Annotated in this window: 12 protein-coding genes; 4 read left to right on the top strand and 8 right to left on the bottom strand. The window is 68.9% G+C overall.

The window, feature by feature from the left end:
• The coding region (locus IMZ11_RS23955; RefSeq protein WP_228644592.1) for a hypothetical protein at positions 1–436 on the bottom strand (436 nt) is incomplete at its 3' end.
• Positions 437–592: 156 nt separating this feature from the next.
• Here IMZ11_RS23955 and IMZ11_RS23960 point away from each other — a divergent pair.
• The gene (locus tag IMZ11_RS23960; protein ID WP_228644593.1) at positions 593–3,205 is read left to right on the top strand and encodes an AAA family ATPase; all 2,613 of its coding nucleotides are present in this window, start codon (positions 593–595) and stop codon (positions 3,203–3,205) included.
• Between the two features lie 111 nt (positions 3,206–3,316).
• Positions 3,317–5,326, top strand: coding sequence for a hypothetical protein (locus IMZ11_RS23965; RefSeq protein ID WP_228644594.1), 2,010 nt, complete (start codon positions 3,317–3,319; stop codon positions 5,324–5,326).
• On the opposite strand, the gene IMZ11_RS23970 is transcribed toward IMZ11_RS23965, so the two are convergent.
• Complete coding sequence (locus IMZ11_RS23970) at positions 5,313–5,768, bottom strand: hypothetical protein (RefSeq protein ID WP_228644595.1); 456 nt, start codon at positions 5,766–5,768, stop codon at positions 5,313–5,315. The two genes, IMZ11_RS23965 and IMZ11_RS23970, sit on opposite strands and share 14 nt — an antisense overlap.
• 91 nt (positions 5,769–5,859) lie before the next feature.
• On the opposite strand from IMZ11_RS23970, the gene IMZ11_RS23975 reads away from it, so the two are divergent.
• Positions 5,860–6,150 carry a hypothetical protein gene (locus IMZ11_RS23975; protein WP_228644596.1) on the top strand — a complete coding sequence of 97 codons (291 nt, stop codon included), beginning with the start codon at positions 5,860–5,862 and terminating at the stop codon, positions 6,148–6,150.
• A gap of 643 nt (positions 6,151–6,793) precedes the next feature.
• Here the strand turns inward: IMZ11_RS23975 and IMZ11_RS23980 are convergent.
• The 3 genes from IMZ11_RS23980 to IMZ11_RS23990 all read right to left on the bottom strand — a co-directional run bounded on the left by IMZ11_RS23980 (position 6,794) and on the right by IMZ11_RS23990 (position 10,958).
• The gene (locus IMZ11_RS23980) at positions 6,794–8,191 is read right to left on the bottom strand and encodes an aminobutyraldehyde dehydrogenase (RefSeq protein WP_228644597.1); all 1,398 of its coding nucleotides are present in this window, start codon (positions 8,189–8,191) and stop codon (positions 6,794–6,796) included.
• A gap of 86 nt (positions 8,192–8,277) precedes the next feature.
• Positions 8,278–9,684, bottom strand: coding sequence for an FAD-binding oxidoreductase (locus IMZ11_RS23985; protein ID WP_228644598.1), 1,407 nt, complete (start codon positions 9,682–9,684; stop codon positions 8,278–8,280).
• Positions 9,681–10,958, bottom strand: a complete 1,278-nt coding sequence (locus tag IMZ11_RS23990; RefSeq protein WP_228644599.1) for a glycosyltransferase — start codon at positions 10,956–10,958, stop codon at positions 9,681–9,683. Before IMZ11_RS23990 ends, IMZ11_RS23985 begins: the two co-directional genes overlap by 4 nt.
• A 118-nt stretch (positions 10,959–11,076) precedes the next feature.
• Here IMZ11_RS23990 and IMZ11_RS23995 point away from each other — a divergent pair, with 118 nt between their 5' ends.
• Positions 11,077–11,685 carry a TetR/AcrR family transcriptional regulator gene (locus tag IMZ11_RS23995; protein WP_228644600.1) on the top strand — a complete coding sequence of 203 codons (609 nt, stop codon included), beginning with the start codon at positions 11,077–11,079 and terminating at the stop codon, positions 11,683–11,685.
• On the opposite strand, the gene potA is transcribed toward IMZ11_RS23995, so the two are convergent.
• The 3 genes from potA to IMZ11_RS24010 are packed head-to-tail and all read right to left on the bottom strand — an operon-like array spanning position 11,672 to position 15,631.
• Positions 11,672–13,966, bottom strand: coding sequence for a polyamine ABC transporter ATP-binding protein (gene potA, locus IMZ11_RS24000; RefSeq protein WP_228644601.1), 2,295 nt, complete (start codon positions 13,964–13,966; stop codon positions 11,672–11,674). The genes IMZ11_RS23995 and potA overlap by 14 nt on opposite strands.
• Positions 13,963–14,751, bottom strand: a complete 789-nt coding sequence (locus tag IMZ11_RS24005; protein WP_061257690.1) for an ABC transporter permease — start codon at positions 14,749–14,751, stop codon at positions 13,963–13,965. The genes potA and IMZ11_RS24005 overlap by 4 nt, the downstream gene beginning before the upstream one ends.
• On the bottom strand, positions 14,744–15,631 hold the full coding sequence (locus IMZ11_RS24010) for an ABC transporter permease (protein ID WP_228644602.1): 888 nt from the start codon (positions 15,629–15,631) through the stop codon (positions 14,744–14,746). Before IMZ11_RS24010 ends, IMZ11_RS24005 begins: the two co-directional genes overlap by 8 nt.
• Positions 15,632–15,672 lie beyond the last annotated feature (41 nt).

Below are 15,672 nucleotides of genomic sequence, written 5' to 3' on the forward strand. Positions count from 1 at the left end.
TCTTCGTGGCCATGAGGCCGTAGTGCGGCCCCCACGAGACACGGCCCCAGGCCAGTGCGCAGCCACGGCCGATGTCCAATGTGACCGTGCCGGTACGGCCGGAATACCAGCCCCGCACCACCTTCGACTGGAGCTGTCCGGGGCATCCGCCGTACCCGGAACTCGGGCGGGAACACTGCTTGAGCTGGATCGTCATGTCCTTGGGCTTCCCCCACGTTGAAGCCGAGGAATTGAGGAACGCGCAGACCTTCCCGCGCCCCGCGTCGTGGAAGACGTGGATGTACGCGGCCGCGCCCTTGAACTCCTTCGCGTACACCGGCACCCGGGCGACGCGGACCCCCGCGCAGGTGGGCAAGGAAGAACCCGCCGCCGTCGCGGCCGTGGACGGCCAGAGCAGGGCGGCGAGCAGCGTGAACGCGATGATCAGAACACGCACGGGATCCTCCTTGTGGGGAGCGGAACCCCAACACTGGCTCACGGCGCGGGCGCTGAGTAGATTCGTCGCCAGGTGCAATCTTGGGGCGCACATTGCACCGGCATCGACCTGCGGGTCTTCCAAAATTGGACAGTTGCGGAAGGGGATCTCACGCGGATGCACCCGTTCGAGCTGCTGGTAGACGAGCTCGCCGCAGCCCTTGACGAGGCCGCCGCGGAGCTTCGGCGCGCGCTGGGCGGCCGTCCGCAGAAACATCTGGTGGCCAGGCTGTCGCACGCGGACGCCCCACTCGTCTCCCGCTGGCTGTCAGGGGCGGCCCAACTCTCCCGGCGCAACCGGCTGCCCGGTGCCGCCGCGCTGGCAGAGGCCGCCGCCGCGCTCGCCCTGCCGTACCAGCAGGCCGGGAACCTGGTCGCGATCGGCGAACGGATCGACGGGCTCCGCGGGAGACTGGAAAGCTCCGAGCGTGGCTGGCGGTCCAAGGCCGGCGAGCACTACGCGTCGTCACGGACCGCGCTTGACGGGGACACCGGGGCGGCCGAGGTCGGCGGAAAGCCTCGGGACGCCGGTGAGGGCCGGTATGGCTCCATACTGTCCGGCGTCCATCCGGTCGACGGGCGTGACCCGCCCGACGCCGGCCATCCGGCGACACGGGGAAGCGGCGTGGCGGACCCGCCTGCCGCGCTACCCACCCCCCTGCCTGCCGCTCTCACCAGCTTCGTGGGCCGGGAGCGGGAACTGGCGGAGGGGGCACGACTGCTGCGGACCTCCCGTCTGGTCACGCTGACCGGCGTCGGCGGGGTCGGCAAGACACGGCTCGCGTTGCGCCTTGTGGAGAAGGTCGCCGATCGGTTCCCCGGCCGGGTGTGGCTGATCGAACTGGCCGAGCTCACCGACCCGTCAATGGTCGACCGTGCCGTCGCCTCCGTCATCGGCGTGCAACTCAACGCCCACGAGAAACCGCTGGAGGCGGTCGCCAGGGCGCTCGGCACTCGTCGGGTGCTGCTCATTCTGGACAATTGCGAGCATCTCCTCGATGTCACCGCCGCCCTGGCCTCCACACTGCTGCGGGCGATGCCGAACCTGCGCGTGCTCACCACCAGCCGCCAGCCGTTGCACGTAGACGGGGAGCACGTACTGCCCGTCGGCCCCCTCCCGCTGCTGAACCAGGACGGTGGAACGTCGGCGGCGGTCGACCTCTTCCTCGACCGTGCCCAGGCTGTACTGCCGGGATTCCGGCTGACGGCGCGAAACCAGGACGCAGTGGTGCAGGCATGCCGCCTGCTGGACGGGCTTCCGCTGGCGCTGGAACTCACCGTCCGCCTGCTGCGGACGCTCTCCCTCGACGACCTACTCGACCGGCTCGGCCGGCGCATCCATCTGCACGGCGCTGCGGGCGCCGAACGCGCGGCCCATCCGCGCCACCGTACGCTGCGCGCCGTGTTCGACTGGAGCTACGAACTATGCTCGCCGGACGAACGGAAGGTGTGGGAACGACTCTCGGTTTTCGCCGGAAACATCGCGCTTCCCGACGCCGAGGCGGTGTGCGGCGACGAGGCGACGCACGACGTGTTCGAGGCCATCGCCGGACTGGTGGACAAGTCGCTGCTCACGCGGGCCGACACCGAGGGCCGGACCCGGCTGCACATGCTGGCGACCGTACGGCTGTACGGGCGGGAACGACTGACCGCGTCCGGAGCGGAAGCCGACGCGACGCGTCGTCACCGCGACTGGTACACAAGCCTGGCCGGGCGGGCCGAGGCCGCGTACGCCACGATCGACCAGGGGAAGTGGCTGATTCGGCTCGGGGAGGAAGACGACAACCTCCGGCAAGCACTCAGCTACGCGCTGACCGACGACGGGCCGCCCGCCACCGCCGGCCTCCTCGATGGGGGATACGCGCTCTGGCTGCATTGGATCGCAAGCGGCAAGGTCGGCGAGGGCGCGCACTGGATGCGCCGGGTCCTCGGCCGGTACCCCGAACCGCCCGGCGATGGCCTGGCCCAAAGCTGGTGCCGGGCGCAGTGGTGCGCGGCGTTCCTCTTTCACCTGCACGGCGACCGGGAAGAGGCCCGACGAGCGCTCGACCGCATCGAACCGGTCAGCCACGGCGACGGCGAGGGGTGGGCCGCGATCCGCGCCGCGGTCCACCAGCTACGCGGCCTGTGCGCGCTGTTCGTCGGCGACTTCGCTCAGGCGGAAAGCCATTCGCGAGCCGCGCTACGGGCTGGCGACCAGCGCGCGAGCATGCTCACCGATCAGCAGGCGCTTGCCCAACTCGGCCTCTCCGCGTCGGCGCGGGGAGCGGGGGAGGAGGCGTTCGACTACCTCCACCGCGCACTGGAACTGTCCGAGAGCCGCGGGGAGATCTGGCATCGCTCCTACATACTGTGGACCCTGGCCATCGAGTGCACCGAGATCGGGCGGACCGACGAGGCGGTCAGTCTGTTGTGGCGCAGTCTCGACCTCAAGCGGCGGCTCGGCGACAGGCTCGGCGCGGCGACGGTGAGCGAGACTCTCGCCTGGGCCCTGGCCAAGCTCGAGCAGCCGAGCGTGGCCGCGCTGTTGCTCGGCGCGGCGCACATGGCCTGGCAGCACGCCGGCGCCCCCCAGATGTGGGGATTCACGCACCTGATGGCCAGCCGCGACCGCAACCTCCGCATGATCCGGCAGACCCTGGGCGAGGAGCGATTTCAGAGGGAGTACCGCGACGGCGAACGGCTCGGCCTGGCACGCGCCCTCGACGAACTCGCCCCACACCGGTCCTGACTGCCTTGATCCCCGGACGCGATCAGCCAGGCCGGTTCGATCCGTCGCCCCGGTGTCCCGCGTCGGTCGGAAGCTCTCGAATCCCGACGCCTCTTCGCCCATGATGGCGGCATGGATGACGCCTCACGCCCGCCTTCGGGGACCGGACCGCTTGCCTCGGGGTTCGCCGGGATCGACCCGTCGCTGATGAATGGCTTCATCCGCGATCTGGAGCGGACCGGTCAGGTGATCGCCGAACACGCTGAGGGCATCCGCAGAGAACTGGCCGCGGTCGATCTGTCCGCCACCGACCTCGCGCCGGTCAGGGAGATCGGCGGCTGGGCCGAGGAACAGATCCCCCGCCTCCGCCAGCGGGTGGAGACCATCGACGTCACCCTGCCGTGGCTGCCCAGCGCGGGCTTGCGGCCGTACCAGGAGAAGCCGTTACTCGCCCCCGGAGACGCGCGACGCCAGGGCACCGACCTGGCCGAACGTTTCATGGCGATCGATCCCGACGAATTGCTGCTCAGCGGTCAGTCACCCACCGACAGGATGAACGCCGTCATCGGGACCCTCCGCGAGCACCAGTACGACGCGAACTTCACCGCGGCCTTCTTCACCGCTCTCGGCGCCGACGGCACACGACGGCTCGCCGCTACCCTGCGCCGCCGCCTCTCCGACGAGTCCGTCGATGTCGCCCGTACGGCGTTCGCCACCGCCCTCAGAGGCGGGGCGAAGGTCCCCGGGTTCGCCGCGATCGCGAAGAAGCTGCGCGACAGCACGGGACAGGAGCTGGACGGAGTCGTCGACCTGCTGAAGCCGGGACCGTACCCGACCGAGTGGTTGACCGGGATCGCCGCGACTGTGCTCACGGAGCGTCTCGGCAGCGCGGCCGCCAACGGGAACCTCTCGACGTTCCTGAACCTGCTCGCGGCCAACCCCGCCTCCGCGCGGTTGGCCGTCGGCAGGGCGGCACGTCTCGGCCCGCGCTCCTCCTGGGAGAAGGAGCTGCTGCGCGGGTTCTCAGAGCGCGACGAGAGCGACAAGCTATCGGAATTCCTGACAAAGCTCGCCGAACGGGCACGGCAGGACGGGACGACGGCCGACGCCTTCGGGCGTCTGCTCGCCGCCGTGTCGGGCACCTACGACGAGAGGCAGGGCCGTCACAGCCGGGAGGCCGTTTTCTTCGCCTATACGGTGATGACCACCGTCGACGACCTCCGGCTCCATGACGCGACCCGTGTCCACCTCGGGGAACTCGCCGGCTCGTACACACCCGAGATCACCTTGGGCGCGGACATCGAGGCGGTGGACGCGACCATGGAAAGCGGTCAGTTGCCCTCTCCTGGCGTGTTCGAGCCTGTTCTCGTTCCGGGATTGCGGGGGGCGTTCCGGCTGAGCCCCAAAGACACGTTCCGGTTCCTGACCACCTTCGCGGCACAGGCCGAATCGCGCGCCCCCTTTGACGCCGGCATGGGCGAACTCACCCAACGGCTCCTCCCCCGGGTCTCCCAACTCGCGAAGGCCGGGGACATCTCCGCTATGCGCTTCCTGTTCAGAATGCTCGGGAACGCCCGGGGATTCGAGCTGGCCGCCGCCGTACGGGTGCTCGCCCCGAGTGACAAGGCGGCCAAGGACGCCCACGACGCCGAGAGTTTCCTGATCGGCACCGGCATGGGCATCGCGGGGCTGGTCCCTCCATTCACCGCATACTCGCTCATCTGGACCGGGCTCTCCACGGGAGTTTCCGCGTATTACACCTGGATGCACGCCCCAGAGAACGAAACGGAAGAACTGCAGAAGCTCAGCTCGCTGGAAACACTGGGGCGCAAACACAGCGTCGCTCGGCTCCTCATGGGGCAGGGATTCGCACCGAAGGTCTCTCCCGCTCAAACCTCCCACGGCAAGGGAAATCTCATCACAGACAAGAACGGACATCTCCTCTCGTTCGAAGAGATCAACAAGCATGGCGAAAAAGGCAGGGAGGCGCTGACCCAATGGTTCATCGACAATGGATCGGGCGGCTCGAACGAAACAGCCCTGGGAAATCTTTCAGGGGTTCACGCCGACGGTTTCGAAGGTCGCAGGCAACGCGGCTACGAGACTGCCCTGGCATACGAGGGGGTACTTACGACAGATTGAGGCAATAGGTTTCCCCCCTGACGACATATCGTCCTGTCGCTGAATCCAGGACCAGAACGGTCCTGGTCGCCTCGTTCACCAAGCGGAACGGCTTCGCCATCGGATCGGCGAAATGGTAGTTGTAATCGGCAGTGCGGCCCAACGCGCCGACCAGTGCGTCGTTCGCGGAGCCTGGCTCCATTTTCGGGTCAGCATCTTCTCCGGTGGCGGCGAAGGTGCGTTTGGCTTTACCCTCTCCACAGGGGATGTCCTTCCCGCCCGAATCCGTTACCTGGACATTCAGCGCACCGCGTTCCTTGAGAAGTCGCAAGACATGGGTTTGCAGGCTGGCGGCGGCTTCGGCCACCGTGGGCTCCCGTTCACCGCAGGCCACCGCCAGAAGGGCGAGCAGCGAGACCGCTCCGACGAGCCGTGCGGGAGAGCTGTGACGAGAACGGGACATGAAATATCCTCCGAGTCTGGCCGCCTGAGCGCACGATCTCATATGGGCTGGGAGACTGCACACGCCATTCCGGAGAGGAAAGGTGAGGTGTTTGACAGCGAACCTTGATGACATGGTGCCGAACCCCCGCAAACAGGAGTTGTTGCGAGCGCTGGAGAAGGTGCGAATGCATGCCAGGCAACTGGAGGCGGCACTCGACCCGCCACATGCGACCTTCACCGGGAAGGCCGTCTGGGTGGGACCGCAGGCGCGGGCGTTCGCGGACGAACTGACCCAGAGGCGAGCGCGCCTGCGGTCGCTCATCCAGCGGATCGTCAGCGACCTGGAGGCCGAGTTCATGGCCGCCCCCGAGCACGTACGGCGGTCGCCGGCCGCACACTGACACCGGCGGAGCTTCTTCCGCACAGTACGATCTTGATGATCGACGAGCGTGACGCCGGCTTCGTCGCCCCCGCGACAAAACGTAGCGGCCGGTTCTCACGGAGCCTCGGGTTCCGTCGTCATCAGACACGACCGAGCAGGATGTCCGTCCACAACCGCCGGGCGGCCAGTACAGGCCAGGCCGAGCGCATCCCATCGATAGTCGATCTCATCAGGAGTCCGGCATCGTTGACGGCGCACGCGAACTCCGATCCCGCCTGGCGGCTCATCTTCGACACCGGCGAGCGTGTGAGCTTCGCCATGGGCGGCGGCTTCGATCCGCGAGGTTCGGTCGACGTGTTCCGCTGCGGGATCCGGCGGCTGAACGGCCGGGCGGCAGGGGCGGGCCACGGTCGGTTCGCGGTGGAGGGCGGTATGCGCGGAAGCCCGCCGTCGCGGGCAGCGTCGAGTAACGGTGCTGTGAGCACGGGCCCAAGCGGCTCGGCTTCCGTCCGGCGGGGCAGGAGCCCACGGGCGGATCGTCGGGTGCCACCCCATGGTCGTCCCCGCTCCTCTGGTACACGGGGCGACCCGGACGACCGCTGGGCTGGCACGCTCTCCGGGACATCGCCCGGAGAGCGTGCCGAGCCCTCCCGCATACGGTGTCAGGCGGGGCGGAAGGAGTCCTTCGGCTGGGGGGCGGCGTGCTTGATCATCAGGTGCCGCGTGACGGAGTACTCCTGCACGGCCTCCTGGCTCATGTCCTTGCCGAAGCCGCTGCCCTTCACGCCGCCGTGCGGCGCCTCGGACGCGATCGGAAGGTGGTCGTTGATCCAGGTGACGCCCACGTCCAGGCGGTGCGACACGCGCAGCGCCCGGGACACGTCGGTCGACCACACCGAGGAGGCCAGGCCGTACGGCGTGTCGTTGGCGAGCCGGACCGCCTCGTCCTCGCCGTCGAACGGCACCGCGACCAGCACGGGCCCGAAGATCTCACCCTGGACGATCTCGCTCGACTGGTCGGCGTCCGCGATCAGCGTGGGCGCGTAGTAGAAGCCGGGGCCGTCCAGCGGGGCGCCACCGCAGACCACGCGGCCGGACGCGCGCGACACGAACCCGTGCACCCGGTCGCGGTGAGCCTGCGAGATCAGCGGGCCGATGTCGGATCCCTCGTCCCACGGGTCGCCCGGCCGTACCCGGGAGAGCGCGTCGCGCAGCGCCTCGACGCCCTCGGCGTACCGGGACCGCTCGATGTAGACGCGGGTCGCGGCGGTGCAGTCCTGCCCGGTGTTGTACGTGGCGCCCATCGCGACGCCGAACGCCATGTCCTCAAGGGAGGCGTCCTCGAAGACCAGCGCGGGGGCCTTGCCGCCGAGTTCCAGGTGGACCCGCTTGAGCCCGTCGACGGCACCGCGCATGACGGCCCGGCCGGTCGCGGTGGAGCCGGTGACGCTGACCATGTCCACGCCGGGGTCGGTCACGAGCGCCTGCCCGACCTCGGCGTCGCCGGTCACCACCTGCAGCAGGCCCTCGGGAGCTCCCGCCTTGGCGAACAGCTCGGCCAGCCTGAGCGTGCTCCGCGGGGTCTGCGGGGCGGGCTTGATGACGACCGCGTTGCCCGCGGCGAGGGCCGGGCCGATCTTCCAGATCCCCATGATGAAGGGGAAGTTCCACGGCGCGATCGAGCCGACGACGCCGACCGGCCGCCTGATCAGCACGGACGTGTAGCCGGAGCTGAGCACGCCCGCGCCCGTCCCGTCGAGAGAGCGGCCGGCGCCCGCGAAGAACCGCAGGTTGTCCACGCCGAACGGCAACTCGCCGTCACGGAACACGGGTGCCGGCTTGCCGGTCTCCTCGACCTCGAGCCGGGTGAGCTCCTCGGCGTCCTGCTCCACCAGGTCGGCGAAGCGCAGCAGCACCCGCGCCCGCTCGGCCGGGGTGGTCTCCCGCCACTGCTCGAAGGCCTCCCGCGCGGCGCGTACGGCTGCCGCCACGCCCTCGGGTGACGTGTCCGGCACGTCCTCGATGGGCCGGCCGTTCGCGGGATTGATCAGGGTAGCCATGCCATCCTCTTTCATCGGTCACGATGAACCCCGCCCATTTGCCACAAACAGGACAAATCGCCAGGGTTATGCGTTCATCGTGGATATCAACTGTCGAAACCGACGCCGAATCGGTCGAGAAACCGCAGCCACGGCCCGCGCCGGCCGCCGTTCTCGTCGGCCCGGGCCAACGCCCGCCGGGTCACCTCGACGACCGGCCAGCGCAGCGGCTCCGGCGGGAACGGCACCGGCGGGCGGCGCACCATCTTCAGTCCGGTCCGCGTGGTGGAGCGGCGGGCCAGCAGGTCGAGACCGATCAACGCCCCGAACCGGGACGCGCCGACACCGAGCCCGGTGTAGCCGAGGGCGTACGCGACCCGGCCTCCCATGGCGGTGCCGAAGAACGGGGTGAACCGGCTGGTCGAGTCGATCGCCCCGCCCCACCTGTGACTGAACCGCACACCGTCGAGCTGCGGGAACGTTTCGAAGAAGTGCCGCGCGAGCAGCTCGTGCGAGGCGTCGCGCTGCTCCGAGCCCGTGCCGCGGAAGTTGTAGATGGCGTCGTAGCCGCCCCACAGAATGCGGCCGTCGGCCGTCAGCCGGTAGTAGTGGAACTGGTTGCCCGCGTCGGTGAGGCCCTGTCCCTCCGCCCAGCGCAGAGAGGCGCGCTGCGACTCCGACAACGGCTCGGTGATCAGCACGTAGTCCCAGACCGGCAACACGAAGTTGCTCAGCCTGCGCAACGGCGGCGGGTAGGCGTTGGTGGCCAGCAGCACCTGCGACGCCTCGATCACACCGCTTCCGCCGGCGGACGCCGTACCGCTCCCAGCGGGGCCGGTGATGACGCGGACGGCGGCTCCGGAACGTTCCATCCCGGAGACCGCGGTGTTCTCGTAGACCCGGACACCGAGCTTCTCGGCGACGCGGACCAGGCCCCAGGCCAGCTTGGCCGGGTCCAGGATGCCGCCGGTGCCGCGCAGGCGCAGCCCTCCGAGATACGTCGGCGAGTCCACGTCCGCGCGCATCTCGTCGCGGCCGAGGTAGACGGCGTCCTCGCCGTGCTCGCGGTGCAGCCGCTCCGCGTCCTTGAGCTCGGCGACGTGGTGCGCGGCGACCGCGACCGTCGTCTTGCCCACCAGGCGCAGATCGGCGTCGATGCCGTGGGTCTCGACGAACGCGGCGATGGCCGCGAGGTTCTCCCTGCCGAGCGCGAGAAGCGTGCCCATCTCGCCGGGCCACAGCTTCAGGCCCTGGCCCAGTCCGTGCGTGAGGGAGTCGGAGATGAAGCCGCCGTTGCGACCGCTCCCGCCGTACGCGATGGAGTGCGCGTCGACCAGGACGACGTCACAGGCCGGGTTCTCCTGCTTCGCGAGCACGGCGGCCCACAGTCCGGTGAAACCACCGCCGACGATGAGCAGGTCGGCGGTGGTACGGCCGTCGAGCGGATGATACGCCGGCGCCCCGGGCCTGTCGGTCCAGAAGACCCGGGGAACGGCGTCCTTCAGTGCTTTCACTTGGCGGCGATCTTCTCGATCACGTCGGCGGCGACGCGGAGGCCGTCCCTGCGGCGGATCTCGGCACCGTGGGCGGCCAGCCGCTCGCGCAGCTCGGTGTCGCCGAGCAGCCGCTCCAGGGCGCCGGCCAGCTCCTCGTCGGTGAACCCGTAGGTGTCGAGACGGACGCCGTAGCCCTTCTCGTGCACACGCTGGGCGTTGTCGTACTGGTCCCAGAAGAGCGGGAGCAGGATCATCGGCTTGCCGAAGTGCAGCGCCTCAGTGGTGGTGTTGTTGCCGCCGTGAGTGATGACCAGGTCGACCTGCGGGATGATCGTGGTCTGCGGGACGAACTCGGCGCCCCACATGTTCGGGGCCAGCTCGATCTCCTCGTGCAGCGGGCCCTTGGAGACGATGAAGCGGTACGGCGTCGTGGCCAGCACCGAGATCACCCGGCGCATGAGCTCGACGTCGGCGGAGCCCAGCGAGCCGAGCGAGAAGTAGACCCACGGGCCGTCGCCCTCGACCTCGGGGAACGTGAACTCCACGTCGGTCTCGCGTACGGACGAGTCGAGCCGGGTCCAGGTGGGCCCGAGGGGACGCTCATCGGTATAGTCCACGATCTCCGGGAAGACGTACAGGTTCGCGTCACCCTCGTGGATGAAGTCCAGGTCGGGCAGCGGCGGGGCGCCCTGCTCGACGACCCACTCATTGAACGCGGTGTAGATCTCGCGGTGGGTCCGGTCGTACTCGGCACGGAAGGCGTCCCACTCGCTCCTGTCGTCGGCGGGCAGACCGGAGAAGGCCGGGGCGATGTCCGCCCCCTTCACCTCAAGGGGGTTGCAGGAGACGATGCGCACGAACGGCTTGCCGGCCGTCAGCAGCGCGGGGAAGGTGATGACGTTGTCCTCGACGATCACGTCCGGCTGGACGCGCTCGATGATCGCCTTGAGCTGCGGCTCGCAGTACTTCGCACCGTCGATCAGGGCGTCCCAGATCGGCTTGGTGACCGTCTCCTGCTGCTCCAGGGTGCTCTTGCGGTACTCCGGCGCGGTGTCGCGGATGAAGTCCTTCCAGAACTGGCCCGCGTCCTGCTCCTCCTCGGCCGGCGGCGCGAGGTCGACCAGGTCCTCCTCGAAGCCGAGCGCCTCCAGCTTGCCCTTCCATGACGCCTCAGCCGCGAAGACCACGCGGTGGCCGCGCTTGCGCAGGACATCGCCGATCCCGACGCAGTTGTTCGTCGGCCCGTACGCGCTCTCGGGCATGAACAGGATCGTCAGCTGCTTGTCTGTCATCTCCGGACTCCCTGACTTGTTGAACCGTGATTCAAATAGGTATCTAGCGCGACGTCAATAGCTGGGACATTATGGGTACGCCAGTTGTTGTCGTAGCGTTCAAACCGGATGGGATGGAATGGCCCAGCGCAAGAGCAGAGCCGACCGGCGGATGGACCTCATCGATGCCGCCCGCCGGGCGATGATCCAACACGGCGCGGAGGGTGTCCACCTCAACCAGATAGCCGAAGAGGCCGGGCTGACCTCCGGCGCCGTGCTGTACCACTATCCCGACCTGCGGGATCTGCTGATCGAGGCCCATCACGCCGGGATGGAGCGCTTCTACGAGCAGCGGGTCAAGAAGATCAGCGGCATCGCCGACCCCGCGCTGAAGCTCATCACGACGATCAGGTCCGGCCTTCCCGAGGGGCCCGAGGACGCCGGCGTGCGCCTGCTGTGCGAGCTCGGCGGCGCCGCCGGCCGCAACCGCGTGTACGGCACGCTGCTGACGACGCTGTTCGACCGGCAGGTGTCGATGTACCAGACGATCCTCGAGACCGGGGCGGCCCAGGGCGTCTTCACCCTGGCCCACGACTCCGAGACGATCAGCCGTACGCTCGTCGCCCTTGAGGACGCGTACGGCTATCGCATCATCGCCCGGCATCACTCGATCGGCCCGGACAAAGCCGCGGAGCTCATCCTCGACTATGCCCGCCTCGCGACCGGACACGAGCTCAGGCCGAAATGAGCACGGCGTCGGCGGCGTCCCAGCCGATCGCGACCTCGGTCCCGGGCTCGACCCGCGCCGATCCCTGAGCCGCCGCCAGCACGTGACCTTCATGGCCCTCGACACTCAGCACGATGTGCGAGGTGCCGCCGTAGAAGCTCACATCCACGACCTTGCCGCGGAGCGGGCCGACCTCGGGCTCGGAGTCTTGCTCGGTCTCCAACTCGGTCTCGGGAACGGTCTCGGTCTCGGACGTGGGCTCGGTCTCGGGAACGGTCTCGGTCTCGGACGTGGGCTCGGTCTCGGGAACGGTCTCGGACGTGGGCGCGGCTTCGACCTCGGCCTCCGCCTTGACTTCGGCCTCCGCCTTGACTTCGGCTTCGGCCGCGATCTCCGTCGCGGCCTCGCTCCGCTCCTTCGCCACGGCCTCGGCCTTCGCCTTGGCCTCGTTGACGGCCACGACCTCGGCGACGACCTCCGCCACCACCTTGGCAACAACGCCGGCCACGGCCCTGGAGACGACCTCGGCCATCGCCTCGGCGCTGACCTCGCCCGTCATGGCGGTCTTGACGGCGGTCCTGAGATCGTCGCCCCGGTCGGCGCCGGCCTCGACGGCAGTACCTTCCTTGGCCACGACCTCAGTCTCGACGTCGGCGGCGCTCACAGCCTCCGTGTCCGTGTCCGTGTCCGTGCCCGTGTCAGCCTCAGCGTCGGCGGTCTCGGCGTCGGCGGTCTCGGCGTCGGCGGTCTCGGCGTGGGCGGTCTCGGCGTCGGCGGTCTCGGCGTGGGCGGTCTCGGCGTCGGCGGTCTTTTCCTCCGCCGCGACCTCGGCGTCCGCAGTGGCGTCGGCGTCCGCAGTGGCGTCGGCCGCGCCGACGGCCGCGTCTCCCGCTTGGGCCTCCGCCACTTCCTCGCTCTCAGCCTTCGCCTCTGCCTCGGCGACCGGCTCGGTCACAACCGCGATTTCCCTGACCTCGGGCTCCGCTTTGGCCTTGGACCTTCCCTTGGACTTCCTCTTGGCCTTGCCCTTCGCCTTGGCCTCGACGTCCGCCTCGGCCACAACCGCGATTTCCCTGACCTCGGGCTCCGCGTCCTCGGACTCCGCCTCGGACTCCGCCTTGGGCTCGGCGCCTTCCTCGGCTTGCTTCACCTCGGCTTCGGCCTCAGTGGTCGCGTCCGCCGTGTCCGCAGCCTCTTCCTCGGCCTCTTCTTTGGCCTCAGCCTCGGTCTCGGTCTCGGTCTCGGTCTCGGTCTCGGCCTTGGCCTCAGCCTCGGTCTCGGGCTTGTCCGCGTCCGCTTCCTTACCTGTGGGCTCAGTGTCAGCCGTCGCCTCGGACTTCGGCTCTTCCTCGGCCACGGCCTCGGCGTCGGTCTTCGCGTCGGCTTCCTTCACCTCGGGCTCGGCGTCGGCCGGAGCCTTCTCCGCCACCTCGTCGGCGACGTCGGCCTTGGCCGCGACCTCGGTGATCCGGATCTTCTCCGGACGGACGACGAGGAGCGCGGAGTCGCCGTCGACGCCCTTGGGAGCGGGCAGCACGCCCAGCCCCTCGACGTCGAGGCCCTCCTGGGTGACCTTGCCGGTGAAGATGTTGTTGGCGCCGATGAACCCCGCCACGAACGGCGTACGGGGCCGGTCGTACAGCTCGACCGGGGCGTCCACCTGCTCGACCTTGCCGCCCTGCATGACCGCGATGCGGTCCGCGAGCGACATGGCCTCCTCCTGGTCGTGGGTGACGACGACGAAGGTGATGCCCACCTCGTGCTGCAGCCGCTTGAGCTCGAGCTGCATCTCGGCCCGGACCTTCTTGTCCAGCGCGGACAGCGGCTCGTCCAGCAGGAGCAGGCGCGGACGCTTGACGATCGCACGGGCGAGCGCGACGCGCTGGCGCTGCCCGCCGGAGAGCTGGTGCGGCTTGCGGCGGGCGTGCGCGGCGAGCCCGACGGTCTCCAGCACCTCGGCGACCCGCTCCCGGATCTCTTTCTTGGCCAGTTTCTCGCGCTCCAGTCCGTAGGCGATGTTCCGTTCCACCGTCATGTGGGGGAACAGCGCGTACGACTGGAACATGAGGTTGACCGGGCGGCGGTGCGCGGGCACCTTGAGCAGGTCGTCGCCCTCCAGGAGCACCTCACCGCCGTCCGGCTGCTCGAACCCGGCGAGGATGCGGAGCAGCGTGGTCTTTCCGCAGCCAGAAGGGCCGAGCAGCGCGAAGAATTCGCCCTGCCGGATTTCCAGGCTGACCGAGTCGAGCGCGACGACGTCGCCGAAGCGCCGGCTCACGCCGTCGATGGAGATAAGTGTCATGACAGTGCCTCGGTGAGCTTGGTCATGCGCTGGGCCGCGATGACGACGGTGAAGCTCACCGCGAGCAGCAGGGTGGCCAGCGCGTTGATCTCGGGAGTGACGCCGAACCGCACCATGGAGTAGATGACGATCGGCAGGGTCGGTTCTGTGGGCGCGGCGGTGAAGAAGGCGATCACGAACTCGTCGATGGACAGCGTGAAGGCCAGCAGGGCGCCCGCCAGGATGCCCGGGGCCAGGGTAGGCAGCGTGATCCGCATGAACGTCGTCACCGGGGTCGCGCCGAGGTCGCGGGACGCCTCCTCCATCGAGGTGTCGGCGTGGTTGAGCCGGGCCCGGACGACGGCCGTCACGAAGGCCATGCCGAACACGGTGTGCGCGATCAGCACCGAGTGCAGGCCGAGCGTCATCTTGACCGCCGCGTAGAACACGAGGAGGCCGATCGCGAGGACCAGGTCGGGCAGGATCGCGGGCATCGTCGAGAGGGCGTCGACCAGGCGCGACTTGTTGTAGCGGGCCAGGCCGACCGCTAGCAGCGTGCCCAGCACCGTGGAGAGCACCGTCGAGCCGAACGCCACGATCAGGGTGTTGATCAGACCTTCGCGGATCTTCTCGTTCCCGGCGAGCTGGCCGTACCAGCGCAGCGAGAAGCCGCCCCACGCGTACGGCGATTTGCTCTGGTTGAACGACATGAGCACAACGACCGCGATCGGCACGTACAGGAAGACGTACGTCAGCCAGAAGGGCAGTCGCAGCCAGCCGTGTCCACGCTTCGCGTTTCTACGCATCCCGGCCCACCCTTCGGGTGGCCCATGCCTGGGCGAAGAGCAGGAGCACCAGTACTCCGATCACGGACAGGGCCAGCACCGAGCCGAACGGCCAGTCGCGAGCCTTGAGGAACTGGTCCCGGATCAGGTTCCCCACCATGATCCGGCGACCGCCGCCGAGCAGTTCGGGGATCACGAAGTTGCCCAGGCTCGGCACGAAGACGAAGACGCACCCGGTCAGCACACCGGGCAGCGAGAGGGGCAGCGTCACCGACCAGAACGTCCTGATCGGGCGCGCGCCGAGGTTGGCCGACGCCTCACGGAGCTGCGGGTCCAGCCGCTCGATGGCCGAGTACAGCGGGAGGATCATCAATGGCAGGTACGCGTAGAGCAGGCCGGCGACGATGGCGCCGTCCGAGTAGAGGAGCTCCACCTTGCCGAGACCCAGCGCGTCCAGTCCGGAGTTGAGCAGGCCCTCGGAGTTCAGCAGCACGATCCAGGCGTACGTGCGGATCAGGAAGTTGGTCCAGAACGGCAGCACGACGGCCACCAGCGCGATGACCTTCCACTTGGCGGGCAGCCGGGCGATCATGTACGCGGTCGGGTAGGCCAGCAGCAGAGCGAGGAGCGTCGTGATCGCGGCCAGCTTCACCGACCCGAAGACCACGTCGAGGTACAGCGGGTCGATCAGCCGGGTGAAGTTCTCCCCCGTCGCCTCGTAGACGATTCCGCCGAACCTGCCGCGGCGGAACACCGTGTAGCTGAGCACGAGAGCGAGCGGGACCGCCAGGAAGACGATCAGGAAGCCGAAGCCCGGCCCCATGGTGACGAGTCGCCCGATCACCCGTGCCCGTACGGTGGACTTCATGGTGCCGTCGCCGTAAAGGCGGGCACGCGACATGACATGCGAGAGCTTCCTTCCGGTGGGGAGCTTAGAGTGTT

This window comes from Microtetraspora sp. AC03309, from assembly GCF_020826795.1.
Lineage (GTDB): Bacteria > Actinomycetota > Actinomycetes > Streptosporangiales > Streptosporangiaceae > Microtetraspora > Microtetraspora glauca.

What these genes read in the sequence shown, in the direction of transcription:
- IMZ11_RS23960 (WP_228644593.1), top strand. Translation starts at nt 593, where the DNA reads ATGCACCCGTTCGAGCTGCTGGTAGACGAGCTCGCCGCAGCCCTTGAC.
- IMZ11_RS23965 (WP_228644594.1), top strand. Translation starts at nt 3,317, where the DNA reads ATGGATGACGCCTCACGCCCGCCTTCGGGGACCGGACCGCTTGCCTCG.
- IMZ11_RS23970 (WP_228644595.1), bottom strand. Translation starts at nt 5,768, where the DNA reads ATGTCCCGTTCTCGTCACAGCTCTCCCGCACGGCTCGTCGGAGCGGTC.
- IMZ11_RS23980 (WP_228644597.1), bottom strand. Translation starts at nt 8,191, where the DNA reads ATGGCTACCCTGATCAATCCCGCGAACGGCCGGCCCATCGAGGACGTG.
- IMZ11_RS23990 (WP_228644599.1), bottom strand. Translation starts at nt 10,958, where the DNA reads ATGACAGACAAGCAGCTGACGATCCTGTTCATGCCCGAGAGCGCGTAC.
- IMZ11_RS23995 (WP_228644600.1), top strand. Translation starts at nt 11,077, where the DNA reads ATGGCCCAGCGCAAGAGCAGAGCCGACCGGCGGATGGACCTCATCGAT.
- potA (WP_228644601.1), bottom strand. Translation starts at nt 13,966, where the DNA reads ATGACACTTATCTCCATCGACGGCGTGAGCCGGCGCTTCGGCGACGTC.
- IMZ11_RS24005 (WP_061257690.1), bottom strand. Translation starts at nt 14,751, where the DNA reads ATGCGTAGAAACGCGAAGCGTGGACACGGCTGGCTGCGACTGCCCTTC.
- IMZ11_RS24010 (WP_228644602.1), bottom strand. Translation starts at nt 15,631, where the DNA reads ATGTCGCGTGCCCGCCTTTACGGCGACGGCACCATGAAGTCCACCGTA.